The organism is Nisaea nitritireducens (assembly GCF_014904795.1).
Lineage (GTDB): Bacteria > Pseudomonadota > Alphaproteobacteria > Thalassobaculales > Thalassobaculaceae > Nisaea > Nisaea nitritireducens.
The window spans coordinates 1-24,373 of the sequence record NZ_JACZFS010000002.1; the positions used below are offsets into that span (position 1 = coordinate 1).

24 protein-coding genes, 1 tRNA gene and 1 pseudogene are annotated in these 24,373 nt (G+C 57.9%); 20 read left to right on the forward strand and 6 right to left on the reverse strand.

Going from position 1 to position 24,373, the window contains the following annotated elements; genetic code table 11:
* Positions 1-399 (reverse strand): hypothetical protein (locus tag IG629_RS00100; RefSeq protein WP_226886332.1); only part of this gene is annotated, 399 nt, incomplete at its 3' end.
* 194 nt (positions 400-593) lie between these two features.
* On the opposite strand from IG629_RS00100, the gene IG629_RS00105 reads away from it, so the two are divergent.
* From IG629_RS00105 to IG629_RS00120, 4 genes are all read left to right on the forward strand, one after another.
* A complete protein-coding gene (locus tag IG629_RS00105; RefSeq protein WP_193169968.1) occupies positions 594-974 on the forward strand; it encodes a hypothetical protein in 381 nt (126 codons plus the stop codon).
* Positions 975-1,190: 216 nt separating this feature from the next.
* Positions 1,191-2,465 (forward strand): hypothetical protein, encoded by a 1,275-nt coding sequence (locus IG629_RS00110; RefSeq protein WP_193169969.1) that lies wholly within the window; start codon positions 1,191-1,193, stop codon positions 2,463-2,465.
* Complete coding sequence (locus tag IG629_RS00115) at positions 2,458-3,381, forward strand: M48 family metalloprotease (protein ID WP_193169970.1); 924 nt, start codon at positions 2,458-2,460, stop codon at positions 3,379-3,381. Before IG629_RS00110 ends, IG629_RS00115 begins: the two co-directional genes overlap by 8 nt.
* Before the next feature lie 97 nt (positions 3,382-3,478).
* Positions 3,479-4,216, forward strand: coding sequence for a hypothetical protein (locus IG629_RS00120; protein WP_193169971.1), 738 nt, complete (start codon positions 3,479-3,481; stop codon positions 4,214-4,216).
* 3 nt (positions 4,217-4,219) lie between these two features.
* Here the strand turns inward: IG629_RS00120 and IG629_RS00125 are convergent, their stop codons facing one another.
* Positions 4,220-4,564, reverse strand: coding sequence for a hypothetical protein (locus tag IG629_RS00125; protein ID WP_193169972.1), 345 nt, complete (start codon positions 4,562-4,564; stop codon positions 4,220-4,222).
* A gap of 155 nt (positions 4,565-4,719) precedes the next feature.
* Between IG629_RS00125 and IG629_RS00130 the strand changes: the two genes are divergently transcribed.
* Entirely contained in the window at positions 4,720-5,307 is a 588-nt protein-coding gene (locus IG629_RS00130; protein WP_193169973.1) for a recombinase family protein, read from the forward strand.
* A gap of 437 nt (positions 5,308-5,744) precedes the next feature.
* On the opposite strand, the gene IG629_RS00135 is transcribed toward IG629_RS00130, so the two are convergent.
* The 3 genes from IG629_RS00135 to IG629_RS00145 form a co-directional block, all read right to left on the reverse strand.
* Entirely contained in the window at positions 5,745-8,102 is a 2,358-nt protein-coding gene (locus tag IG629_RS00135) for a S8 family peptidase (protein WP_226886333.1), read from the reverse strand.
* Between the two features lie 145 nt (positions 8,103-8,247).
* On the reverse strand, positions 8,248-9,252 hold the full coding sequence (locus tag IG629_RS00140; protein WP_193169975.1) for an AAA family ATPase: 1,005 nt from the start codon (positions 9,250-9,252) through the stop codon (positions 8,248-8,250).
* Between the two features lie 283 nt (positions 9,253-9,535).
* Positions 9,536-10,843 carry a hypothetical protein gene (locus IG629_RS00145; RefSeq protein WP_193169976.1) on the reverse strand — a complete coding sequence of 436 codons (1,308 nt, stop codon included), beginning with the start codon at positions 10,841-10,843 and terminating at the stop codon, positions 9,536-9,538.
* A gap of 390 nt (positions 10,844-11,233) precedes the next feature.
* On the opposite strand from IG629_RS00145, the gene IG629_RS00150 reads away from it, so the two are divergent.
* The 7 genes from IG629_RS00150 (at position 11,234) to IG629_RS22930 (ending at position 15,445) form a co-directional block, all read left to right on the forward strand.
* Positions 11,234-11,743, forward strand: a complete 510-nt coding sequence (locus IG629_RS00150) for an antirestriction protein ArdA (RefSeq protein ID WP_193169977.1) — start codon at positions 11,234-11,236, stop codon at positions 11,741-11,743.
* 70 nt (positions 11,744-11,813) lie between these two features.
* Complete coding sequence (locus IG629_RS00155) at positions 11,814-12,098, forward strand: hypothetical protein (protein WP_193169978.1); 285 nt, start codon at positions 11,814-11,816, stop codon at positions 12,096-12,098.
* Positions 12,099-12,100: 2 nt separating this feature from the next.
* Positions 12,101-13,318: a site-specific integrase gene (locus IG629_RS00160; protein WP_193169979.1), complete on the forward strand. Its 1,218-nt coding sequence runs from the start codon at positions 12,101-12,103 to the stop codon at positions 13,316-13,318.
* A gap of 115 nt (positions 13,319-13,433) precedes the next feature.
* A tRNA-Met gene (locus tag IG629_RS00165) sits at positions 13,434-13,510 on the forward strand.
* Positions 13,511-13,758: 248 nt separating this feature from the next.
* Positions 13,759-14,199, forward strand: coding sequence for a DUF2267 domain-containing protein (locus tag IG629_RS00170; protein WP_193169980.1), 441 nt, complete (start codon positions 13,759-13,761; stop codon positions 14,197-14,199).
* The gene (locus IG629_RS00175) at positions 14,183-14,881 is read left to right on the forward strand and encodes a DUF2238 domain-containing protein (RefSeq protein ID WP_193169981.1); all 699 of its coding nucleotides are present in this window, start codon (positions 14,183-14,185) and stop codon (positions 14,879-14,881) included. Before IG629_RS00170 ends, IG629_RS00175 begins: the two co-directional genes overlap by 17 nt.
* A 114-nt stretch (positions 14,882-14,995) precedes the next feature.
* Entirely contained in the window at positions 14,996-15,445 is a 450-nt protein-coding gene (locus tag IG629_RS22930; RefSeq protein WP_319024982.1) for a DUF3775 domain-containing protein, read from the forward strand.
* A 98-nt stretch (positions 15,446-15,543) separates the two neighbouring features.
* On the opposite strand, the gene IG629_RS00185 is transcribed toward IG629_RS22930, so the two are convergent.
* Entirely contained in the window at positions 15,544-16,470 is a 927-nt protein-coding gene (locus tag IG629_RS00185; protein WP_193169982.1) for a LysR family transcriptional regulator, read from the reverse strand.
* Between the two features lie 107 nt (positions 16,471-16,577).
* Here IG629_RS00185 and IG629_RS00190 point away from each other — a divergent pair, with 107 nt between their 5' ends.
* The 8 genes and pseudogenes from IG629_RS00190 to IG629_RS22545 all read left to right on the forward strand — a co-directional run.
* Positions 16,578-17,114, forward strand: a complete 537-nt coding sequence (locus IG629_RS00190) for a thiamine pyrophosphate-binding protein (RefSeq protein ID WP_193169983.1) — start codon at positions 16,578-16,580, stop codon at positions 17,112-17,114.
* 2 nt (positions 17,115-17,116) lie between these two features.
* Positions 17,117-17,698, forward strand: coding sequence for a thiamine pyrophosphate-dependent enzyme (locus IG629_RS00195; protein WP_226886334.1), 582 nt, complete (start codon positions 17,117-17,119; stop codon positions 17,696-17,698).
* 36 nt (positions 17,699-17,734) lie between these two features.
* Positions 17,735-18,889, forward strand: a complete 1,155-nt coding sequence (locus tag IG629_RS00200; protein ID WP_193169985.1) for an acyl-CoA dehydrogenase family protein — start codon at positions 17,735-17,737, stop codon at positions 18,887-18,889.
* A gap of 10 nt (positions 18,890-18,899) precedes the next feature.
* Positions 18,900-20,000: a CaiB/BaiF CoA transferase family protein gene (locus tag IG629_RS00205; protein WP_193169986.1), complete on the forward strand. Its 1,101-nt coding sequence runs from the start codon at positions 18,900-18,902 to the stop codon at positions 19,998-20,000.
* Between the two features lie 119 nt (positions 20,001-20,119).
* The gene (locus tag IG629_RS00210) at positions 20,120-20,644 is read left to right on the forward strand and encodes a sigma-70 family RNA polymerase sigma factor (RefSeq protein WP_193169987.1); all 525 of its coding nucleotides are present in this window, start codon (positions 20,120-20,122) and stop codon (positions 20,642-20,644) included.
* Positions 20,645-20,755: 111 nt separating this feature from the next.
* Positions 20,756-21,772, forward strand: coding sequence for a FecR family protein (locus tag IG629_RS00215; protein WP_193169988.1), 1,017 nt, complete (start codon positions 20,756-20,758; stop codon positions 21,770-21,772).
* A gap of 143 nt (positions 21,773-21,915) precedes the next feature.
* A complete protein-coding gene (locus IG629_RS22540; protein ID WP_226886335.1) occupies positions 21,916-23,157 on the forward strand; it encodes a TonB-dependent receptor in 1,242 nt (413 codons plus the stop codon).
* 30 nt (positions 23,158-23,187) lie between these two features.
* Positions 23,188-24,168: pseudogene (locus IG629_RS22545) on the forward strand (TonB-dependent receptor domain-containing protein); the annotation flags it as partial.
* Positions 24,169-24,373 lie beyond the last annotated feature (205 nt).

Consider the following 24,373-nt stretch of genomic DNA (forward strand, 5'->3'; position numbering starts at 1 on the left):
AACCGCAGGCCCGTTGTCGCGATGGCACTGCCCATTCTTATAATACTCCAGTCTTTTAACTTTTGACTTGCTGCCATATTCGATATGAGCAGGTTGATCATTGTCTCGGTGCTTTTTCCCAGCTACCCAATACTCCTTCCGAGACACCTGACCGGTAACGGTGTCGAAGTGGATCACCGCCGGTCCGCCGTCTAATCGGGAAAACTCACCATTATGCTCCCAGAATTGGCTTTTGATGTTTCCTGTGTCGCTGTCATAGGTCGTTAACGCTGGACCACCAACTCTTTCAGCAACTCCATTCTGGCGCCAAATCTCCCTCAGAACCTTGCCGTGTCTGTCAATGAGCACACTCACCGTAAACTCTTTGTCGATTGATCCGTCTTCAAGTCTTCTATTCATTTCGATATCGTAACAAAACGAATAGGTAAAATGCAAGCGCCATCGATTTATCATAATAAAAACAGAGAGTTGAGTTAGGGAAAACTAGGGGTTTCTAGCTTAGACGGCAGCCTCGAAACCTCGAATGCTGGCCCCAGTTCGAACGCCCTTTCAACCAAGGGAGAGGCCTCTCCTCATAGCTGAGGAGACCCGAAATGGAGCCAATCCGTTTCACGCCTGTGAGAGTCATCAGGCGTCCATTGTTCAATCAGGGGCTGGCCCGGTTCTATGTGGCATTGAACCTGTCCGGTGACGACACAATCGACTGGATATTGGACGAACTCTACATGCGTCTCGAAAGAGATGTGATCGATCGAAATGGGAATCTCGTCGATCTGGAAGATGTTCATATCGAGGAATTGTTCGGCCAAGACCCACGCCGATATGTCAATGCTCACAAGCAACGGGCGTCCGGAACGGCGCGGCAGCGGCTTCATGAGAGCTGCGTGCCGCGCGTGACCTGGATGGATGTGGCGAAAAGAAATGCCCTGTTGCGCGATCCCAGTGTCGTGCCTCCGGGTTGGGACAAGGCCTGAGGAAACGGTTCAGCCGCGACACTGATCGCGGCTGAATCACTTTCCGAAGGCCGATTGGAGAATCCTCCCGGATATCCGCCCAGGGTTTCGCTGAAGACCCGCCCGACCTCCGGAAACTACCCAGGCAATTTCCAGCCAACCGCCATCAGAGATTTTTGTGGCGGCGATTTAACCGACCGGCGGCCTGCGTGTCGCCCCGAGCCGGGAGTTGCGATTATGAGCAACAGTTTCATTTCCGATCTCGTTAAGGAACGCCTTGAGTGGTTCCAACGAGGTATCGTGATCATTGCGATCATCTCGACACTTTTCACCTACAACGGCGCCGCCGAGGCTTTCGAAGCTTCCGATTGGTACGGCAAGTCCATGGCCGCCGCCTTGGCGCTCGCCAGCGGTGTCATGATATGGCTAATCTGGAGAACCCTTTTCCGCAGTGCTGTGCATGAGCGGAACGTCCTCGAGCGGTCCGCTGCCCTGATCAAAACGGCCATCGGCATGTCGGCGATCATGGCCGCCAGCACGTGGTTCATGGTCTCTGGCTTTGCCAAAGACCATATTGATGCGATCCAGATGCGTGGTGGCATCGCTGCTGCCGAGCGGTACACGGCGGAAATACACCGTCACGCGCTTGCTGTTGGCCATTTGAAGCCGCAAATCGCGGGCCTTTCCAGCGAACTTGCGCGGTATAGCGAGCTGGAGCGTAAGGAAGGTGTTTCCACCGGGATCGGCGGCTCTGGAGCTGTCGAGCGAGAATTGGGCATCGCTTCGGAGAATTTGGCGCGCCTCATCGACACGATTGAGGCCACCCTTGACGCAGTTGATCTGGATCACAAAGAGGCGATGGCCCGCATCGCGGGTATGCGCAAGATCGCCAATGATCGCATGCGACCAATGGAGCGTTGGCAAAAGTTCGATGCGAAGGAATCCGCTTGGCGAACCGAGGTCGTGCAGATCGATGCGACCGACGCCGTACGGGCGGCCATAGCGTCACTTGAGGCGACCAGTCGCGACCTTGGTGCCGTTGTGGTCCTGTCGGGGAGTGCCGCGATCGCGGCCAAGCAGAGAGAGGCGTTTGCCCGCTATCAATCTCTCATCAAGCAGCGCGCCGCTCCGATCATCGAAGCGGCCCGGTCTCAGTTGATGAAATCGGCGGGTGAGCCGCCGGTTTTCGAAAAGGTCGGTGTAGCGATCGGCGTGATCCTCTTCTGGAAGGAATTCGCCGGATTCTGGGTGCTCGGTCTGGGAATCGACTTCGCGGCACCTCTGATCATGCTGATCAGTATTCACGTCATGACGGCCACCATGACTGCCCGGCAAGCTTTCATCAGCAAGGTGCTGAATGTGACCACCGAGGAGAAGGCAGTCCGAAAAGCGTCCGAGGCCTGGTTGAGACAATTCGGGCTCGATGATGAATCCAGCGGCCTGATCGACAATGTGGCGATCGGTTACGACCCGAACCTCGAAAGCGAAGCGGGGGAGGACCGTCATGCATAGGTCTCCGTTTTACGCCCGAGCGGGTCGCACTGTGCTGGTTCCGCTCGTGTTCCTAGCCGTGCTCGCTCTGATCCTGGCCGACATATTCAAGGGCGCCGACCCTGCTCCGGAACGCCCAAGAGCTCCGGGACCCATGCCGTCTGTTCCGTCTCCGGATGTCCCGGCTCCAAGAATCTGGCCGAAAAAGCCGGAGGAGCCGGGCTGCATTCAAATGCCTGGCGGTATTCTGGTTTGCGATCAACGCGCTCATGGCGGCTCTGGTTTTGAGCGTACATCCTCGACCTTGGGAGCAAGTGTGCTGGGGAGTCCCTGTGTCCGGGATCATGCCCCGCCGCGTCCCGAGGCTGTGGCTATCGTCGATACCATCGTGGCCACGATCGGCGTGACGCGGAACTTCGAGGTCCGCGAAGGTGACTTCGGCGGCAGTGGTTGCATCGCGGTCGCGGGGCGAGTGGGCGGCAAGAGAATGATCATCTACGATCGGGAGCATTTCCATTGGGACAACGGTCGGGTGATCTGGAGCGAAGCCGGGATCATGGCTCACGAGATCGGACACCTGCTTATGAGCCATCCCAGATCTCTACCGTATCGCGAGTTGGAGGCGGATTACTTCGCTGGATTCGCGCTTGCCAAACTGCAGGGGACGCTTGCCCAGGCGCTGGCCTGGACGCCGTTGGTCGGCGAACAAGGCTCCAAGTCGTATCCGCCTCGCGTTCAGCGCATCGAAGCAGCCGCGCTCGGTTGGGCCAGTGCGAAGATGCAAGAGAAGGGAGTGACCGGAAAAAGCGGACCGGCTTGGCTCGGCGAGCCGTTCGAGATCGCCGGAGTTGCTTGTCGTGTCGGGCACACAGGGAGGGAAGCACTATCACCGCGTATTGCGTGCGATGAGGGTGGAAGCTGGGTCTGGAGACGATAGGTGAAGGGCGCGCATCCAGACCACCATCGTACCCTGGTCAAGTTTGCAGGTGGGCGGTCGAAAATGATATAATATTTAAATGGTTAATTGAGGGTACATGGACAGGCAGGACGACGATCAGAAAAGATTAGATGCATTGACGGAAGCGGGCCGCGAGCTTGATCTTGCCAATGCAGAACTTGCCGGAACTCTCTCCGGCTACCTTGGCACCCGTCTTCCTGAACATCACGATAGCAAGCAGGGTTCGCGCGAGCGCAAAGCCGAGAAAGAAAAGGCCGCTCTGTCACGGCTCGAAATGCTTCTCAGCGATCCTGTCTATGCCGATCTCTATTACGAGACTGCCGATATGCTCCGTGATACCGAGATCGCGACCGAAGCGACGCTTGTCGCTGCACGCAAGGCTTTGGATAAGGCCAAAGCTGAATTCGATGAATTGATGGACCGGGCGAACACATTGCCGGACGGCACGAAGGTGTTCCGCGATTCCATCACCGGCGTCGTGTATGACGAGCACGGTAATCAAGTAACAGGCGATGATCTCGCCTCAATCGTGTGGAAAGACGGCGCGCCGGAGTACAATGACTATCGCTCTGGTAAGAGTGAATTTGATGCCGCGCGGAAGCGAGTTGATGACTTGCGAGGCTTCCAAGACAGGCTTGGCGATTACCGCAATCGCCTCGAAGATCCGGACAATCCGCCAAGCGCTGATGATCTCAGGGACATGCAGGACGATATTGAATCTACATCCCTGACTATCGGGCTCGAAAAAAACGAGGAACACGCAGTGAGGCCGTTCGCCTCCCAAGAGGTTAAGTTGCCGCCCTTAGGCGGTTAGGGGTCAGTCGTCAGGGTTCAGCTTGCCGCATCGCTTTTGTAGAAGGGATAAAATGACGCCCTGCGGATGATAGTCCGCGTACTGCCGCAATAGTCGCAGCAGCTCCGGGTATCCCTCATTGTGCTGCCCTGCATGCCAGGCATTTATACAGCGGGCCTGTTCCTTGTCGAACTGGGTGGCGACGACAGCAACCATGCTTACAGAATTACCGATAAATGCGACGCGACTTTCCGACTTCCACGTAAGAAACTCCCGGCTTGTAAAAGTCTCCGCCTGAGAAATCTGTGGATAAACAGCCATAACCAACGCGGCGGCTATTGCGCTCGCGAGGTACTTTCTGATGTTCATAAGGGATCGGATTTGCACCGGATAACATCAAAGAGGAGCGAAGAAAAATACGACTTGCGGAACGGCGGAATTGCGCCAATCTAGATCTGCGTCAAGCGCACGTTGCGGCATCGGAATCACTGTACGAAAGGCATCGCTTTTGTACAGGTTCCCCCATGGCTGCTGTTCCCGAGCGCCACGCTTATCTTCGAGTCTCCACACCCGACCAAAATACCGACCGTCAGGCCCATGGGCTGCGGGAGGTCTGCGACATGCTTCATATCGAATATGTCTCCGCCGTCGCCAAGGCGCGGCCTGTCTTCGATACCGTCATCGCGCATCTTCGGCGGGGTGATACCTTCGTGGTTTGGGATTTGGACCGGGCTTTCCGTTCTACGGTAGACGCGATCCTGACCGCCGAGGCTCTGCGGGCGCGCGGCGTGCATTTCCGCATCATCAGCTTGCAGGTGGATACGACCACGCCGGAGGGCGAGCTATTCTACACAATCCTCGCCGGGTTCGCGCAGTACGAGCGCCGGATCATAGCCCGGCGCACCGTCGAAGGCATGGAGGCCGCGCGGCGCAAGGGTAAGGTCATTGGTAGGCCGAGGTCTCTCAAGTCACAAGTCGTCCGTGACGCTTATGACTGGATCACCGAGACCGACTATCCCCACCGCTACGTCGCCGCTTTGCTAGGCGTCTCCCGTGTCACCTTGCAGCGCGCTTTCAAGCGGCAGGGGCTATTGCCCCAGCGCAAGCCTTGAAGTCTCAACCAAAATGGAAAAAAACCTGTCGTGGAACGTGAAAAAGTAAATGATCTCATCGCGAAAATTTAGAGCCTTCAGGCTAAGTTGATTGCCATTCAATCCGCGTTGACCGCGATCGAATATGCCCTTGCTGATGAGGTGCCGGATGACGGGTGACTCGATACTGCACCGTCAAAACTGGGTCAAAAAAATCGAGTGTGAAACAACATTCAGGAATACCGCTGCGCGCAAGATGTGTGCGTAGTACGCACCGCTTGTCTCACGGTAACACGTTACCGTTCGGAAAGGGGGCCACTTCGCGTGCCCCCGTTTCATCCCCCAGGCGGTTGGCGCTCCGCACCAATCAGACCGTATCGCCGGTCAACCACTCGAAACGCTATCGAGCGTTTCATCTCGCAATGATGCAATAGCTTGGCGTGTTGCGCTTGCAAGCCTCAGATAGGAACTTCAATTCCGATACCTGCCTCAATGGCTGTCGCGATCGGCGTATGGAGGTCCACCTCCGTATCTGGTGCAGATAGCGTAACCACCAACGCATAGCGTCCTCTTTGGTTCGCCACCGCTGGAGATGCACGATCTCGCCACCAACCGCCGACTGGCTTGACACAGATTATGTTGCGGCCAGCGAGTTCGATAGCGGGGCCATTCCACTCATCACAATGCAACGAACCCGCTGACACCGCTCTTGGCCCAAACATCCAACGTCCGTCATCCGATTGGGAAGCCATCGATCTGGTCGGATCTTCTCGCTCGGCGGCGTTCACGCGTTGCTTGAAGCTATCTACGGTCTCTCTATTGCGGCGGAGATCGAACCGAAGGCCGAAAGACTGGTATCTCATCGGATAGATCGACGCCGACGCTCCTGGATTGGGATCGACGAAGTACGAGAGCGTTACTCGCAAACGTACAAAGTGGTTATCCAATTCCTCTAGGATTTCACGAGGCCAAGGCAATGGGTAGTAGTGACAGTCCCTAAACCGCCGTCCTTGCGATTTGAAGGGCTGAATCACCTGCTCCGACACAATGGCCAGATCGTTCTGCGCAGATCGTGAGGCTCTTTCGAAACTCGGAACGCCATATCCAAAAATCCGAAGCAAATCATATCGCTCCCGGACCCCGTGTGCCTGATCTAGCCTCGCTCGCATGGCGTCTGTCCATTCCGCGCTATGGACGATCAGAGCCCGATGAGTCTCTGGCCATAGGTCTGGATGATCGGCCATTAGCCGCGCGGCGAGGCGAGACGCCTCCGCTGTCGCTGCGCTGGTTGCGCGGAAGGGAACCAATGGACTCCTATCGACATCCGCTCCAGTGGTGAGAACGCCGAGCGATTCTAGGTCCAAGGCCTCGGTTCCATCTGGTCGGACGCCCCGATTTCCTGCCTCAAAGACCACATCGGGTTTGAACGGTGCCCTGCCGGAGGGCCATGTCACAGAAGTTCTAGTGAACGGGCTAGGCTCTCCGGCGTTCACCATCGGTGACCACGCTTCGTAGCCCTCATCGTCAATTCTGATCTTCTCTGTAACGCCGCCAACTGTAAGGGCATTCCACGACTGGCCCGGATCTTCTATCGGGTACTCTTCGATGGAACGAACTCGTGACATCTCAATCGGCGACGGCGCATTTCCAGCCGCTACCACCAACAGCCGTTTTGGCCCGTCATCCTCGCCGCTCATTGTTCCGGCCGCCGCCTGATCGAGTGCCGCGCTCCAGGTTGACGGCCGCGCACCTGAAACGCCATCGTTCGTGATTGCCATACAGTAGACCCGTGCACGTTCCGGAGAGTTGATCTCGGGAAGGGAAACTGCTGCCTGCGTTATGGGGCCGTAGCTCTTTAGGTCGACCTGCGAAGTGCCCTGCGGAGCAATCACCTTTACTGATTCAAGGCGGTGAGCTAAACGGACCGGCGCCATATCCTGAAGCGCCAAAGTGAGATCGCCTAACAAAGCAATCCCAGCCATCTCCGTGCCATGTCCTTCGGAATCAGATGCACCCCAGGCAGCATTCACGGTATCCAAGTCACTTGGAGCCAACGCCGGCTCCAATAAAATGTGCCCCCGATTAACGCCAGTATCTAGCAAACAAACAGCCGGCGCTTGGGTTCCAGGCCAAACGACCCGTCCGGCCAGTTCCTCCGTCCATGCACGTTGCTCGTCAGGCGTTGCCTCGACGAAGAATGTCGGCGTTGCTGAAGCTTGTCTTAGCTCTGCAATTCCTGACGCGGCAAAGAGCAGCAACTCAATGGTCACGCGCGTTGTTCTGACTGGAACTACGACGGACTCAGGAAAGGTTAGCCATTGATCTCTGTTGGCTACCACAGCGCCAACCGCTTGAGCGATGGCTTCAAATCGCTGCACCCTGGTCCTGTAACACCAGACCTCCCACCAGAAAGCGAGGTTCGGACTGGATGGCAACCTAGCAATATCGTCGGTCCAGAAAGTCTCAAGGCGCGCCTGCCTGATGCTCTCGATGCCCGAAACATAGGCGTTGTTTGGTGGATTACCTTTCTCCGTAAGATCCCCCGTCGTGTATTCACTGAGGATCTCCTCCAGCACAGCACGCTGACTATCTGGCACGAATAGCGCGACGCTCTTTCCGCCATTGCTTTCCAGATGTGTCGCACCAGGGCGAATTTTTTGGTCTGGGCTTCCGTCAGTCGGAACGCGCGGACCACGTTCCAGTGAGCCGGGGTCTTTCTCAGGTACCAGTTGCACCTCGATATAAGAGCCATCAACCTCAGGGACTCTGTCGTCCAGTGGACGCATTTCGTCCGCCCCAGAGAAAGCCAACTCCATCTCTCCGCTCAACCGTGTACCATGTTCCGTTCGGTCACGTAGAGCCGTTCCCGCCCCTCTCCCAATTACTGGAGCTTGATAGCTTTGGGTGCTAGCGGTATCGGAGAAGTTGATATGAGGGCGATCATAGTCCTGAGGCATTTACTCAATGCCTTGGTATCTGAGATGAAAAAATCTTCTGCATCTTTGAACGGTTTGTCAGATTGAATATAAGATCAGTGGTCGAGATCGAATTCCGCTCTTCCAAGATCGCCATCTTCGCAGCATCTTCGGTCGCACGTGCGATCTCAGATTGGCTCAATCCGCTAGCTGCACTCTCTATCGATTTCCATCCAGGACGGTTTAATTTCAATGGCCTGATATTTCGCTTAACAACATCACGAATTTGATTTGGTGTTGGAAGATCGAATTCAAGAATAAGATCAAAACGTCTCAGAAGCGCTCGATCCAAGATTTCCGGGTGATTTGTAGCCGCGACGACAAGGCTATCAGTTGTATTTGATTCTTCCATAAATTGGAGGAACGAGTTCAATACTCTGCGCATCTCCGCAACGTCATTCGTTGCATCCCTGCGCCCTCCCAAGGCATCAAACTCATCGAATAGATAGACGCCGCGTCTCTGGTTCAGCTCGTCGAAAACCAGCCGAAGCTTCGCTGCCGTCTCGCCCATGAACCGCGTTATCAAGGTCTCTAGACGCACGACCAAAAGTGGGAGTCTCAAGCTATGGGCCAATGCCTCCCCTGTCATCGTCTTTCCTGAGCCTGGCGGTCCCACAAAGAGCAATCGGCGACTAGGCGTCTTGCCATGCTCGCGCAGCCAATCACGCTTAGTTTGTTGGCGAATGACATCATTGAGGCGAGATTTGGTTCCTTCTTCTAGGACAACGTCGCGAAGTCCGATCTTGGGCTCACGTAGCTCAATGAGCCCCTGTAAGTCGCCTCTGGGCTTCGCAATGGAAATTGGAACACTTGGGCCTGACCCGGAGGCAGCGCGAGCTTCATCAACCGCCGCCCGTATATCCTCCGCAGTTGTCCTGCGCCCTTGTCTAGCTTCGGCCGCTGCAACCTGCAGCGCGATTGAATAAAAAAGTTCATCATCGCCAGCGGCTCTGCTCTTGAGCATTGCTAATATTTGCTTTGTGTTTGCCATTGGGTTGCGTTTTGCTCAAAATTCCAAGTATGTATTCACGTATATCTTCGCATTTTGAAGGAATTAGCCTAAATTGTCTAGAGTCCTACTTCGCCGACAGCTTTCGGTGAGGATACCGCGCGAGAGCGTTGTGTCCACTTGCTTGTGACATTGCGTTCAGAACGCTTCGATTTCTACCGCGATACACCTTCCGTCGCGCAAACCGAATCGGGCGGAAGGCGCCGCCAACCTCTGTGACTGGAGATATCATGGATGGGGGTTGATTATGCATTTTCTGAAAATATCAATTATTACATGGTGTTACATTGCAGGTCGAAGCCTGGCCGGCGTTGTTTCGACGTTTGTTATTGAGGTGGTCAGCAAGCTTCTGTTGGTAAGGCTGGGTGAGGGATTGAAAAGCCCCTCGCCCAGAGGCGGGGATGCCACTCAACAAGTGGGAACACAACTCGCTAAACGTTTCCATATCCGCCTTCATCATCTCAACCGTCATTAGCGGTCTTTGCCACTCAAGAAGCACGAAATCAGCCAATTTTCCAACTCCGTTGGCCATTTCTTCGGGCGTCAATGGCAGTTCGTCATCGAAACTGAATATATCTGCTTTCAGGGCTTCGATCCTTGCATCCCAGGCTCGCTCTTGAGAAATCTGAAGCAACCGGCCAATCCGATTTGCGGTTATTTCGTAGAGATCTGGATCACCCAACTGGTGCGTGGCCTCCCAGGGCAATCCGAAGATGACGCTCTTCTCGATAACCGGAACGATTTCTCTGCCGCTGAGCACGTCTACAGCGTAAGTTTCACAAATATTAGACTGCCCGGAATAGGGTAAAAGCACCCCGACAGAAACCGCGTTAAAGAGCTCAAAATACACCAATGCTCTTTGACCCTTGGCACACCCCATGATCGCAACGATGTGTGAAACCTCTGCCGGAGACGAAATCCATTCATCTGATGGGATGAAATAGAATGTATCAGGTGGCATCTTTGGCTGCTCGGGATCAAACTGCGATACGTAGTCTTCGAGCAGTGGGTGCGCTTGCTGCTTGTGATGTACGGCGAATAGCGAAGCCGAAACGAATAGGGCCGGAAAAACAACGGACGGACCGATCTGTAGTTGCTCTTTGAGTGCCCCATCCGGCCAAGTTCGAACGTTGACCGCTTGGCTCAGAGCTTCATCGATATCGAATTCGGGGTACTTCGATTTGACCCGCCCAAGTAACGTCTTTAATTCCTTCAGATTGCGGGCATCGATTTCGATTTGTACGCTGTCTTCGGCCGCTTTTTCTTCGTATCTGGGCTTTGTCAGCTTTACCGGATCACCGAAGCCAACAATGTAGGAACGACCGTTGTCATCAACCATTTGAACAGGCTGGTTTTCGCCCCGATCGCGAGATCCATTGAGTAAGCTCATCAGTGCCTGGAAGGCCCGAATAAGCGGCAAATCGACCTTGTCACCGAGCAGACCGTTTCCATCCCTCGACAGAATGTCCCACGGCTTCAATCGCCCGCCGAGCGCACTGGGAATGATATGTGCCCGGGAGTTGTTCTCCTGTGTGATCAACTCTCCGGTAATGATGCATCGTGGCATTGTCATAAGTGTTCTTGTGGATTTTTTCTTAAAAAACGAACTTATTGAGTCCCGGAAATCTACTATATCGAGAGAATTTTGATAGTCGGTTTCACCGCGTCCTTCGGGCCGGGCTGTCGTGAACCGAACCTCGCTTGCACCGAGTTTCGGCCATCCGGATTCCATCCCTCGCGCATTTGAGTTTTGCTACGCATCCTCCATCGCGCTGCGTATTTAGGGGGAAGCCAAGAGGCCTTGCCTCTTTCTCCCCACAAGGAAAATAGACACCCGCCGTGGCTCGGCTATGCCTGCGCCCGCACCACCGGGCATCGGTTTTCCTTGTCCCCTCCCATCTCCATTCTCGCCGAAGGGCAAGGGTTGCATGCGCAACCCCTAAACCAAAAGGAGGAGAGGGAAATGACCATCGTGCTATTTGCACAACCTTATGACATCGCCGCCACGGGCTTCTATTTCGAGACGGCGGAGCAGTACGACGAACACGCCGCGAAGGCGCTCAACGACTACGGCCAGCCGGTTGAGGAGTTTGAAATCCAATTCATCGATGGCGAGCGGATTGACTGCGAACTCGCCAAGGCATGGCAGCTACATCAGGGCAATTTTGGTGGCTATCTGACGGCTGCAGGTGATTGGGAGGAAGACCGGAAGCGCCTCTACATCATCGCTGTCGGTGAATGCGGCTACAGCCACGAGGAAGTGGCGGGCGATCCGGATTTCGATGGCGTCGAAATCCTTCCCTACACAAACCTTGAATCCTACGCCGAGCAATTGGTGGCCGATGGGGTGTTCGGGGATATCCCGGAATCCTTCCGCAAATACATCGACTATTGGCATATCGCCACGGACCTAGCCCTTGAGTACGGCTCAACCACGATAGCCGGAGAGGTGGTGCACTATGCCCACCGCTAGTTTCTCCCGGCTTCCGCCCGTGGCCGCGTTCCCGCCTGCCTATAGAAAGGCCGGAAAGGATGGGTACGCCATGAACAACAATACCCCCCCGAAGGATGAAAACAGCCTGACACTGGGTGACGACTTGATCACCAGCGCGGAGCAGATTGCCCGCGAGCTTCAATGGAAAACCAAGGACGGGCGCTGGAACCGGCGCCGCGTCTACCACCTCGCCTCGAAGGGCGAAGCGCCGATCTACCGCGTGAAAGGGCTCGGCATCTGCGCCCGCAAGAGCGCGCTGCGCCGCTTCTTCAACGCTCTCGATGAACGCAGTCTCGGAATACCGAACAACGGAGACGGAGGCCAGCAGGGATAGGGATGGCCTCAATTCGCAAGCGGCAATGGCGAAACGCGGACGGACAAGTCACCACGGCTTGGTCTGTCACCTTCGTTGATCGCCATGGGAAGCGCGAACGCAAGCAATTCCAGACCAAGAAGGAAGCCGATGCCTTCCGCGTTGAGATCGAGGGGCAAATCCATTCCGGCGCGTACCGCTCGGGAGCGAGAAACACGCGTCTCCAAATTACTTGCGAGCAATACCTCGCCTATTGCGAGGAGCGCATGGAACGCGGCGAGCGCATGACGCGGCACAATCTCGCCGTCTATGAAGGCCATATCTGGAACTACATCTGCCGGGACCCCGAACGGCATGAGGGGCGCGGCGCCAATCCGCGTCTGGTCGCCTTCACGGACGGGATCGGCGACTTGTCGCTAGGCGATCTGACCACCGGCACCGTCATCGAGTTCCGCGACAATCTTCGTGCGGCGGGTGTTTCGGTGACGACCACGCGGAGGATCATCACGACTTTGCACGGTGTTCTGCAATTCGCCATCGAGCGCGATTTGATCGCCTTCAATCCGGCGCGCGGGATCAAGGTGATCGGACGGCGCGACGAGGCAAGCCGGAAAATCGTCCCACCGCCGAAGGAAACCCTGAAAGCGCTGATCGAGGTCGCTGACAAGGACATCCGCGTGAAGCTGGCCTTCGCGAGCGCCACCGGCGTTAGGGCAGGGGAACTCAATGCCCTTCGCTGGCGGCATGTCGATTTCACCAAGGGCGAAGTGACGATCGAGACCCGCGTCGATGCCTATGGCGACGAGGATGTCACCAAGACCACCGCCGGTATGCGGACGATCCCGCTCGGCCGGACTGTCGTGCAGCTTCTCATGGAATGGAAGCTCCGCACGAAGTTCTCGCAGAAAGGCGATCTGGTTTTTCCGAACCGGAAGGGAAACTTCACCTGTCACGACAATTTCGTGAAGCGCCAATGGTACCCGCTGTTCGAGAAGATCGAAGAGGCGGGGCTATCCGACGAGGCAAGCCCGACCGTGCGTTTCAACTGGCACTCGCTTCGGCATTTCGCCATCAGCACGTGGATCGAAGCCGACCTCCCGCCCAAGACGGTTCAGACATTCGCCGGTCATTCGAGCTTGCAAGTGACGATGGATCGCTACGGTCATCTCTTCAAATCGGACGAAAATGCCAAGGTGATGGACGCCATCGCCGGAGACCTATTTGCGCCGGTTGCGGAATAAATCGACGGAGTCCTGCTTCTTCCAAGGCACAAAAAGGGCACAAAAACTTCAAGACAATTCTTGATATAATTCGAAAAAGTCTATAAGTTATTGAATTCTAATCTTCATCTGGTATCGCGGGATGGAGCAGTCCGGTAGCTCGTCAGGCTCATAACCTGAAGGTCGTAGGTTCAAATCCTACCCCCGCAACCAAACTTACCTAAAATATATCAACCGCTTAGGCAGAAATGCCCGAGCGGTTTTCTGCGTTTTAAGGCCAAAAACAAGGCGCGTTGCTTGTGCGCATCCATGCACATGGCCACTATCAATAATGGAAAAGATTACAGTTATGTCTGTTCACACGGTCTTAGGTGGGGTGAGTATGGAGGATTAGTCGGACGAGCGTTCGAATCTCTCCACCTGCTTTTTCAGCGTGCCGCAATAAAGATGGATGATGTCCGATGACCAGTGGCCTTGCTACCTTCGACACGACAGTTCAGGAAAGCCATGGGTGGCTAAAGGCCATTATGGAGAGCCTTCATACTGACGACCGGCAGGTGGCCTACCAGTTTCTCCGGGCGACGTTGCATGCCTTGCGGGATCGGGTCGGACCCGAGAATGCTGTGCATTTCGGGGCGCAACTCCCGATGCTGTTGCGTGGTTTGTTGTTTGAAGGCTGGCACATGGCCGGAACGCCAACGGCCGAGGACAAGAAGCAGGAGTTCCTGGAACGCGTGCGCGCACAATTACCGGCAGTTCTGGCCGGAGAGGCCGAACGCGGCGTGCAGGCTGTCTTCGAGGTGATCTGCGACAAGGTCGACGCGGGCGAAGCACGAAAGCTGGTCAGGGTTCTGCCGACCGATCTCCGCAGCTTATGGCCGACGCGTGCAACGCAAGACTGAAGAATCCAAGTCTGCGGGCTGGACGGCCGGACCTCGCTTCCGCCAATGGGTCGTTCTTGCCTATGGCATCTTCTGGGCCGGTCTCGCGATCTCTCCGGTCAACCGTGCCGACTGGGCCCTGGAGAATTTGCTCGTTCTGTTTTTCTTTGTGGGACTATCCGTGTCCGGCCATTGGCGGACGCTATCGCTGCTCTCTTTCCTCTCCATCGTCGCGTTTCTATCGCTCCATGCGGTCGGTGCGCATTACACCTATTCTCTGGTTCCCTACGATCACTGGACCGAGGCGCTGGCCGGTGTGTCCGTCAGTGACTGGTTTGGAGCAGCGCGCAATCATTATGACCGGGTGGTGCATTTCGCCTACGGTCTCCTCCTGACCGGCCCAATCCGGGAAGTTCTGGGCGTGGGGGCCGGCCTGCGTGCAATCGGGTATTTCTTCGTGCCGGCAATGATGATCCTCGGCTTTTCGGCGGCCTATGAGGTCGTTGAATGGTGTGCCGCTGAACTGTTCGGCGCGGAACTCGGCATCGCCTATGTCGGCGCCCAGGGGGATCTCTGGGATGCACAGAAGGACATGGCGTTGGCAGGTGCAGGCGCTCTTCTGGTCTCAGCGATCGGCTTTGCCATGCGCAACAGAGGGCCGATCCCTGAAAGGCGCAATCCCGGCAAAGTGCGGGAAAATTGACTCACGTCAATGCAGCGCAGTACGGCGCTGTTTCATCTTGCCAAGCTGTAGAACGTGGCAGCTGTATTGCCGCGGGCCCATTGGGAAGTCACCTGGATTGTCGGGAGGGTAATTGTGAAAACTTCATCGCAGACCGGGACCACCGCCGGGAAAAGTGGCGAGCTCGACCTGGATCTCGCCAAGATCTGCTTCATTGTTGTCAAGGCGCGCGCTTTCGACGTTAAGGAAGGTGTTACCGAACCGGATTACGGGTCGAACGCTGCGGACGATCAAGCGCGTCAGGTTTTGCAAGGTTATGCAAATGACCCTACCTATCAGGAGCTTGTCGAGGCTATCGACGACCTGAATGAGGAGGAGCAGTACCGTCTGGTTGCGCTCGCCTGGATAGGGCGAGGCACCTACGACAGGGCGGATTGGACCGAAGCCCTCGCCGCTGCTACCGGCGGCCATACGGAGCATACCGCACTCTATCTCACCGGCATGCCGCTATTGGGTGATTATCTGGAAGAAGGGCTCGCCGCCTTTGGAATGAGTTGCCTCGATTTCGAGAAAGGCCACTTGTAAGGGCGCGCAATGCCAGCACGAGCTTTTTCGCTTTTGCTCGTTACTTTGTTGAAGCCATCGCATAGCGCCCCGCATGAGCGCAGAGCTAAACATGCGCTTCAAGACAGCAGCGTCCCCTGCCAGATGCCCTGCTGGACCATGTCTGCCGTTTCGGCTTTCAGTGTGCTGGCAAAGATCCGCACGGCGTTGGTGTCCGGACGCACGATGGAGCGGGTCAGGACCATTTTACGGGTCAGGGCCGGGCGCTCGATCGGCGCGGCCCGAAGGATGCCCGCGCTGATGTCCGCATGGACCGCGGCGAGGGGCAGGACGGTGTAGCCGAGCCCCCGGGCGACGAGTTCCTTGAGGGTCTGCAAGGCATCCGCCTCGACCGATACCCGCAATGCAATGCCTTCCCGGCCGGCGGCGTTCTCGAGCAGGTTACGCAGGCCGTGCCGCGATCCCGGCAGGATCATGGAGAGGTCGGCCAGACCCGGAAAGGGCACGGGCTTCGCTATTTCCAGATCGGATGAGGGCGGACCTATGAGATAGAGTGTCTCCTCGATCAGCGGCTCAGTGTGGATATGGCTCGTCGCGCCGGTCTCGTACATCACGGCAAGGTCGGCCTCACCCCGCTGGATCATGTCCAGAAGATAGCCGCTGAAGGCGGGAACAATGCGCAGGGTGACTTCCGGATAGTCTCTCAGAAACCGTTCCGCCATCCGGCCCGCGATCACCTCCCCGATGGTTGGCGGCACGCCGAGGCATACGGCCCCTTTCACTGCATCCTGCTCGGCCGAAACCTCGGCGCGGGTGTCTTCCACCAGACGCAGGATCGCCGACGCGCGATCCGTCAGGACTCGGCCGGCGGAAGTCAGGGCCATGCCGCGGCCGTGCCGGGTGAACAAGGCGACGCCGAGATCCTCTTCCAGCAGCCTGATCTGGCGGCCGAGCGCGGGTTGGGCGATATGCAGTCGCTCCGCCGCGTGACTCAGGCTGCCAAGCTCGGCGACATGCAGGAAAGTTCGAAGCTGTCTCAAATCCATAAGCTATTAAATCACGGCATATCTGAATGAGAAATATGCTTCTCGTATTTTGCTTCCGCGAACGCTACGCCAATACTTTCCGCCGTTCATCAAGCTCCGGAGTCGAGATGACCGCAGTGCCCGCCGAAGAGGCCCCATCCTGGCAGGATGAGATTCTGCCGATCCTGAAAAGTTTCGATGTCCGTCATCTGGTCTATGTGCCCGATGCCGGTCACGCCACGGCGATCCGTGAGGCGGAGAAGGATAACGGCATCACGTCGCTCGCGCTGACCACGGAGGAAGAGGGCATTGGCTATCTCTCCGGTGCCTGGCTCGGAGGTGAGCGCGGCGCTCTGCTGATGCAATCCAGCGGCGTTGGAAACTGCCTGAATACCCTGGCGCTGCAGACCATGACCCGCTTTCCGCTGCTGATGCTGGTGACCATGCGCGGCGACTGGGCGGAGTTCAATCCGTGGCAGAACCCGATGGGGCAGGCGACCGAAGCAGCGCTGAAGCTGATGGGTGTCCGGACCTGGCGGGCTGACCAGCCGGAAGAGGTCGCGCATCTGGTGCATGGCGCCGCCACAATGGCTTTCAACGGCGACGAAGCCTGCGCGGTGTTGCTCGGACAAAGCCTGATCGGTGAAAAGAAGTGGGTGAAATGACCATGACCGGATCTCTCGACCGCCGCGCCGTCACGGCGAAACTTCTTGAAGACCGGGGCGACCTTCTGGTTGTCACCGGGCTCGGCTCACCCAGCTACGATGCCATGGCCGCCGGTGACCATGACCTCAATTACTACCTCTGGGCCGCCATGGGCAGCGCCGCGACGGTCGGCTTCGGTCTTGCCATGACCCAGCGCGAGAAACCTGTTCTGGTGCTGACCGGTGACGGAGAGATGCTGATGGGGCTGGGCGCGCTTGCTTCCATCGGCCAGAAGCTGCCACCGAACCTGACTATTGCCGTGCTCGATAACGGGCATTATGGCGAGACGGGGATGCAGACCAGCCACACGGGCCGGGATATCGAACTTGCCCGCTTCGCCGAGGCGGCGAATTTCCCCTGGACCCGCATTGTGACGGATATGGACGGCGTGAGCGATCTGCGCACCCGCATGCAGTCACAGAGCGGTACGTCCTTCGCCGCGATCAAGATCGCCGCCGAGAACCTTCCGCGCGCCCTGCCGCCGCGTGATGGCGTGCATGTGAAGAACCGCTTCCGGGCTGCCCTCGGCCTCTCGACCATTTGATCTGCCGGGCAACAAACCGCCCCACTGGAGAGAATTATGTCTGCCAACGACTACAACGATATCCGTGAAGCCGTGCAGGCTCTCTGCGCCGACTTTCCGCCGGAATATCATCGCGGGATCGACGAGAAGCGCGGCTATCCCGAAGAGTTTGTCGATGCCTTGACCAAGGCGGGCTGGATGGCCGCGCTGATCCCTGAAGAGTTCGGCGGCTCCGGCCTCGGCCTGACAGAAGCCTCCGTCATCATGGAGGAGATCAACCGGTCCGGCGGCAATTCCGGCGCCTGCCACGGCCAGATGTACAATATGGGCACCTTGCTGCGGCACGGCTCCGACGCACAGAAGCAGCTCTACCTGCCGAAGATCGCCAGCGGCGAGCTGCGTCTGCAGTCCATGGGCGTGACCGAGCCGACGACCGGCACAGACACGACCAAGATCAAGACCAAGGCGGAGCGCAAGGGCGACCGCTATGTCATCAACGGTCAGAAGGTCTGGATCTCCCGCATCCAGCATTCGGACCTGATGATCCTCTTGGCCCGGACCACGCCGCTTGAGGATGTGAAGAAAAAGTCCGAGGGCATGTCGATCTTCATCGTCGATTTGCGTGAGGCCATCGGCAACGGCATGTCCGTGCAACCGATCCCGAACATGGTGAACCACGAGACCAACGAGCTGTTCTTCGACAATCTGGAAATCCCGGTCGAGAACCTGATCGGAGAAGAGGGCAAGGGGTTCAAATACATCCTCGACGGCCTCAATGCCGAGCGCACGCTGATTGCGGCCGAATGCATCGGTGACGGCTACTGGTTCATCGACAAGGTGACCGAGTACGTGAAGGAGCGGATCGTCTTCGGTCGCCCCATCGGCCAGAACCAGGGCGTGCAGTTCCCGATTGCCGAGGCCCATATCGAGATCGAGGCCGCCAACCTGATGCGCTACGAGGCCTGCAAGCTGTTCGACGCGCACGAGCCTTGCGGTGCGCAGGCCAACATGGCGAAGTACCTCGCGGCGAAAGCCTCCTGGGAAGCGGCCAATGCCTGCATCCAGTTCCATGGCGGCTTCGGCTTCGCCTGCGAATATGACGTCGAGCGCAAGTTCCGCGAAACCCGGCTGTATCAAGTGGCTCCGATCTCGACCAACCTGATCCTGAGCTATGTCGCCGAGCACGTGCTCGGCATGCCCCGGTCGTTCTGAGGAACTGAATATGCGACTTCCTCTTGAAGGGCTGACTGTTCTTGCGCTTGAGCAGGCCGTGGCCGCGCCGTTCTGTACCGCGCGCCTTGCCGATGCGGGCGCCCGGGTGATCAAGATCGAGCGGCCGGAGGGCGATTTCGCCCGAGGCTACGATGACGTGGCGAAGGGGCAGAGCAGCTATTTCGTCTGGCTCAATCGCGGCAAGGAGTCTGTGGTGCTCAACCTTGCCTCGGACGAGGGCAAGGCCGAATTCCGGGAATTGGTCGCTCAAGCGGATATTCTGGTCCAAAATCTGAAGCCGGGTGCGCTGACCCGGCTCGGTTTTCCGATTGAGGAGCTGCGCCGCACCTATCCGTGCCTGATCACCCTCTCGATCAGTGGTTACGGGGACGAGGGGCCGCTTGCCGCGCGCAAGGCCTACGATCTGCTGATCCAGGCTGAATCCGGACTGTGCTCTATCACGGGCGGGGCGGAGGAGCCGGCACGGGTCGGCGTATCCATCGTGGATATCGCAACCGGCCAGACCGCCCACGCGGCTATTCTGGAAGCTGTCATTGCCCGTTCGGTCAGCGGTGAGGGCGCGGACATCCGGATCTCGATGTTCGACGTGATGGCCGACTGGATGACCGTACCGCTTCTTAATCACGAGGGCGGCAAGACCCCGAAACGGATGGGGCTCCGGCATCCATCCATCGCGCCTTATGGCGTGTTCGAGACGCGGGACGGCGTATCCCTTCTGATATCGATCCAGAGCGATAGGGAATGGGCCAGCCTGTGCCGTCATGTTCTCGGCGATGAGAGCGCTATCACGGATGAGCGCTTTGCAATCAATGTTGTCCGGGTACAGAACCGGCCGGAGACGGATGGTCTTGTGGCCCGCACTTTCGCTGCAAACGACGCTGCTGCGCTGGAAGCAATGCTCGACGGCGCGGCCATTGCCTTTGCCAGGGTGAACGATACAGGCGCCCTGTCTTCCCACCCGCATTTGCGCCGGATTACCGTCGATACGCCGGAGGGGCCAGTCTCCTATCCAGCCCCGGCGGCGATCTTTATGGGCGCACCGCGCAGCTACGGCCCCGTTCCGGGGATTGGTGAGCGGCCCGGTATATAGGCAGCACACGTCTTGCGAATTCCTGGCACGAAGTGCTATTAGGAATCATTCGCAAAAACCGGGCGATCCGGAACGAGGCAGTTTGCGGATGAAGCGATTTCCCATCCGGATGGTGTCTGTTGGCGGCCCAGAATAATCTTGAACGGCTTTATGCAGCGCATCGCGGTGACCTTGTTACCTATGCCGGCCGCATATTGGGGGACCGAACGCAGGCGGAGGACGTCGTGCAGGAGGCTTACCTGCGCTATTCGTCACGGAATGCGGAACACGCGATTGACGAGCCACTCGCATATTTCTACCGGATTGTCAGAAACCTTTGTCTGGACTTCAAGCGAGCCAAGGTCCGCGATCTGGAGAAGAAGCATCTGCTTTCGCATGCTCTCGGATTGCTTGAGGGCGTGCGCGACAGTTCGCTCTCTCCGGAAGCTGAAGCCAGTGCCCGGCAGGAGTTGCTGCACGTCTCAAACGCTATAGCCGAATTGCCGGACCGGACACGCCTGGCTTTCGAGTTGCATCGTCTGGAGGGATATTCCTTCCGGGAGGTCGCTCTTGAACTGGGTATCTCCGTTGGTCTCGCGCATTTACTGATTGCCCAGGCGATTGACCATTGCCGTCAGCGGGCTGGCCGAAATAATGAGTTTTGAACATGTGGGCCAGCATGGCGTCTAGAAATATGAGACCCGCGTCTATGCGAAATGGCCAAAGCAGAGTTCTAGGCGCGGAGAGCGGCAATGCGCGCATGAGAGAGCCTGATAATGGAAAATAGACAGCGAGAATGGGGGGCAAGCGAATGGCTTGTTGCCTTGCTCGACGGGCCAGGCGATCAGGCGCTAGAGGCGGAATTTTCCGATTGGCTGGCAATGGACGAGCGGCACCCCTCCGAATGGGCGGACGCTGTCAGTACCTATCGCGAAATGGGAATGGTCTCGCCGCGTTTCGTTTCGCCGCACTCTGGAACGGAAGACGATGGCCAGGCCGGTGTCTCTGGCGCGGATGTCGTCAGGATGACGTCGAGCGTTGCGAGCCGCTCCCGTCAGGGCTTCCGTCTGGGTCGCCGGGCCGTGGTCGCGGTTACGGCATTGGCGGCATGTGTCGTGGCGCTGCTGATGGCCCCGGATCTCTTGCTCGGCCTGCGCGCGGATTTCACGACCGGAACGGCGGAACTTCGAAAGATCGAGCTTGCCGATGGCAGCATCGTCCGACTTGCGCCGGAAAGCGCGATCACGGTCGATCTGTCTGGCGCTGAACGCCGGTTGGAGCTGTTGCGCGGGATCGCGTTCCTGGAAGTTGCGCCGGACACCAGGCATCCGTTTCTGGCCGGGATGGAGATCGCTGAAGCCCGGGTCGTGGGGACCGCATTCGAGCTTGCCGAGGTGCGCGGAAAGGATGTTGTCACGGTGCGTGAAGGGCATGTCAGGGTCGCGCCGAAAGCTTTCTCCGATCCGTCGTTGGCGGATTTGCACGCCGGTGACCGGGCGACGGTATCGGCCGATGGCTCAATGGCTCGGTCCCGGCTGACGCCTGATCAGGTGGCTCCATGGATTGATGGCTATCTGGTTGCACAGGATCGTTCCGTGGCCGATGTGGTCGATGACCTGCGGCGTTACTATGGCGGTCTGGTCCTGTTGCGCGGCGCCACTCTTCCGGCCCGGCACCTCACCGGGATCTATAGCCTGTCGGATCCGGTTGCCGCGCTGGAGCTCATCGCGGCTTCACAGGATGCGGTTCTGACGCGGCTGTCTCCTTGGATCGTCGTAATATCGGAAAGCTGAAGCCGAGAGGCCGTTTTCCCGACGCCCGAAATTATTTTTGAACATACCGCCCACTCCCCAGTCATACATGTGATGCTTAGATGCGACTTAGTCGCAATTGCAGGCGCTGCCGGGTTTGGCGCGCCGGAAATACCGGGGGAAGAATGACGGCCGAAAGTTCGAATATTCATCAAAAGGCAGTGTTGCTGGCGGCGTTGGGACTAACGTTCGGCCTGTCGATCGGCGGGCAGGGTATTGCCCAGGCCCAGACCAGCCAGCAGGGCAGTACGCAGGCCGGCATGGCGGTACACCAGTTCAACATTTCTTCGCAGGATCTTGCCAGCGCCCTGACAGCATTCGGTCGGCAGAGCGGTATGCAGGTTTCCTCCAACAGCGATCTCGTGCACGGGGTGAGCACGCAAGGTGTCTCCGGCGCGCTGCCGGTCGCCGAGGCAATGACGCGTCTGCTCGACGGGACGGGTCTCCGGTTTCAGATGCAGGGTGGCGGTATCGTCATTCTGGGGGTGCAGAGTGGAGATACCGGGGTCGCGCTTGATCCGGTCGTGGTTGTAGGCCGCTCCGGCTCGGACCGCCATGCAGGCGCCGCCGACCGCGAGAACTCGCTCTATGTCACACGGCAGGATCTGGAACGCCGCAACCCGGCCAATATCCGGGATGTGTTCGCCGGCGAATCTTCCGTTTCCGTCGGCGGGGCTATCCCGCTGAGCCAGAAGGTCTATGTGAACGGTATCGAGGAAACCAATCTGGCGGTGTCGATCGACGGCGCCCGGCAGAACAACAAGGTCTTCCACCACAACGGCACCAACCTGATCGATCCGAGCCTGCTCAAGGCCGTCCGCATCGAACCTGGTGTCGCCGCAGCGGATGCGGGTCCAGGCGCACTTGGCGGGGCTATCATCTATGAGACGGTTGATGCGGCGGATATGCTCGCACCCGGTCAGGATGTCGGAGGTTTCGCATCGGTCAGCTACGATACGAATGGCGAGACCTTTATCAATGACAACTCGGTCTACGGTCGCTCCGGCGGTTTCGAGGCTCTGGGATACTTCAAGTGGGGCGAGGGCGATAATTATGATGGCGGGGACGGCGATGAAGTGCCGGGCTCCGGCACGTCACTGCGCACGCTCCTTGCCAAGGGCGCCTATGAATCCCAGTCGGGGCACCGGATCGAGATTTCCGGTGAGAGGGTCCATGACGATGCAAATCGGCCTTATCGGGCCAATATCGGCAGGCTGACGAACCGGAACGAGCCGGCCGAGCGGATCTATGACCTGGAGCGCCAAAACTATCGGCTGAGCTACAGCACACCTGATGCGGACGGCTTCTGGGACCCGACCTTTGTGCTCGGATATGGCGTGACGACCCTCGGCGTCCCCGTTCCTTAGGGCAGTGAAGGTGAAACCGGCAGTCTCTCAGGCTCGTTTGAGAACGATCTGAATTTCGGAGCGGGTAACACGGTCACGGTCGGCGTCGATTTCTATGACGACAAGGCGAAGTATGAAGACCCCTCCGACCAGATGGACGAGCAGGCGCGCAATTTGGGTGCCTATGCCCAGGCTCGGCTGACACCGATGGAGGCGCTGCGGGTTTCCTTTGGTGCCCGGGCCGACAAGCAATGGTTCGAGGGCCTGGACGGCACCGAACTCGATAATGGCGGCCTCAGCGGCAATGTCTCAGCGGCTTATGACGCGACCGACTTTCTGACAGTGCGCGGGGGATACTCGTCGGTCTGGGGCGGAATCTCGCTCGCCGAGAACTTCATCATGAACCCGGGCTGGAATTATGATGGAGGCATCGATCCCGTGCGTGCCGAGAACGTCACGGCCGGGTTCGACATTACCCATGAAGGCTTCACATTCGGGGCCGGAGTTTTCCACAGTGACTTCTCTGATGCCCGTGATCCGACCTATCGCGGCGGACCGAGTCTGACGACAGATTTCGAAACCAAGGGATATAACCTGTCAGCCGGCTATAGCTGGGGGCCGGGGTTTGTCCGTGTGAGCTATACGGACAGCGAGATCGAGGTCGACGGCAATCCGGCGAGTTCCGACGCGACCCAGTATCTGGGCGCGCCATTGGGGCAGATCATCTCGCTTGAGGCCGCGCACCTGTTTGAAGCTGCCGGTGTCCGCGTCGGCGGTGCAGTCGATATGGCACTGGAGAATTCGGATACGGAAGATGCGGGCGGTCAGGCACTCGGAGCCTATGAGGTCGTGAGCCTTTTCGGCGAGTACCAGCCGGACTTCGCGCAGTATCTCCTGGTCAGGCTTGAGGCGAACAATCTGTTCGACGAAACCTATTCCGACCGGGCGACCTACGGCCAGGACTTCACAAATGTGCAGCCTCTGCTCGAACAGGGCCGTAGTTTCCTGCTCAAGGTCCGGGCGACATTCTAGGAAAGGCCGGCTCAGAGAGACAGAACGCTACATGCGTCTGATTCTGTTCAGCGCCTGACACTGAGTAGCGCTGCTTCGACCTTTATGGCCGGGACCCGCGACAGTAACGGATATCACTGGCCGGCAGTTCAATTGTGACCTGCCGGCCAGCGTATTTCTGCAAATTGCATTGATAGTCGACGGCCGGATAACGTCTGACCTCTCG

What these genes read in the sequence shown, in the direction of transcription:
- IG629_RS00190 (WP_193169983.1), top strand. Translation starts at nt 16,578, where the DNA reads ATGACCGCAGTGCCCGCCGAAGAGGCCCCATCCTGGCAGGATGAGATT.
- IG629_RS00195 (WP_226886334.1), top strand. Translation starts at nt 17,117, where the DNA reads ATGACCGGATCTCTCGACCGCCGCGCCGTCACGGCGAAACTTCTTGAA.
- IG629_RS00125 (WP_193169972.1), bottom strand. Translation starts at nt 4,564, where the DNA reads ATGAACATCAGAAAGTACCTCGCGAGCGCAATAGCCGCCGCGTTGGTT.
- IG629_RS00150 (WP_193169977.1), top strand. Translation starts at nt 11,234, where the DNA reads ATGACCATCGTGCTATTTGCACAACCTTATGACATCGCCGCCACGGGC.
- IG629_RS00145 (WP_193169976.1), bottom strand. Translation starts at nt 10,843, where the DNA reads ATGACAATGCCACGATGCATCATTACCGGAGAGTTGATCACACAGGAG.
- IG629_RS00200 (WP_193169985.1), top strand. Translation starts at nt 17,735, where the DNA reads ATGTCTGCCAACGACTACAACGATATCCGTGAAGCCGTGCAGGCTCTC.
- IG629_RS00155 (WP_193169978.1), top strand. Translation starts at nt 11,814, where the DNA reads ATGAACAACAATACCCCCCCGAAGGATGAAAACAGCCTGACACTGGGT.
- IG629_RS00105 (WP_193169968.1), top strand. Translation starts at nt 594, where the DNA reads ATGGAGCCAATCCGTTTCACGCCTGTGAGAGTCATCAGGCGTCCATTG.
- IG629_RS00110 (WP_193169969.1), top strand. Translation starts at nt 1,191, where the DNA reads ATGAGCAACAGTTTCATTTCCGATCTCGTTAAGGAACGCCTTGAGTGG.
- IG629_RS00130 (WP_193169973.1), top strand. Translation starts at nt 4,720, where the DNA reads ATGGCTGCTGTTCCCGAGCGCCACGCTTATCTTCGAGTCTCCACACCC.
- IG629_RS00205 (WP_193169986.1), top strand. Translation starts at nt 18,900, where the DNA reads ATGCGACTTCCTCTTGAAGGGCTGACTGTTCTTGCGCTTGAGCAGGCC.
- IG629_RS00140 (WP_193169975.1), bottom strand. Translation starts at nt 9,252, where the DNA reads ATGGCAAACACAAAGCAAATATTAGCAATGCTCAAGAGCAGAGCCGCT.
- IG629_RS00115 (WP_193169970.1), top strand. Translation starts at nt 2,458, where the DNA reads ATGCATAGGTCTCCGTTTTACGCCCGAGCGGGTCGCACTGTGCTGGTT.
- IG629_RS00185 (WP_193169982.1), bottom strand. Translation starts at nt 16,470, where the DNA reads ATGGATTTGAGACAGCTTCGAACTTTCCTGCATGTCGCCGAGCTTGGC.
- IG629_RS00160 (WP_193169979.1), top strand. Translation starts at nt 12,101, where the DNA reads ATGGCCTCAATTCGCAAGCGGCAATGGCGAAACGCGGACGGACAAGTC.
- IG629_RS00170 (WP_193169980.1), top strand. Translation starts at nt 13,759, where the DNA reads ATGACCAGTGGCCTTGCTACCTTCGACACGACAGTTCAGGAAAGCCAT.
- IG629_RS00135 (WP_226886333.1), bottom strand. Translation starts at nt 8,102, where the DNA reads ATGGAGTTGGCTTTCTCTGGGGCGGACGAAATGCGTCCACTGGACGAC.
- IG629_RS00215 (WP_193169988.1), top strand. Translation starts at nt 20,756, where the DNA reads ATGGAAAATAGACAGCGAGAATGGGGGGCAAGCGAATGGCTTGTTGCC.
- IG629_RS00120 (WP_193169971.1), top strand. Translation starts at nt 3,479, where the DNA reads ATGGACAGGCAGGACGACGATCAGAAAAGATTAGATGCATTGACGGAA.
- IG629_RS22540 (WP_226886335.1), top strand. Translation starts at nt 21,916, where the DNA reads ATGACGGCCGAAAGTTCGAATATTCATCAAAAGGCAGTGTTGCTGGCG.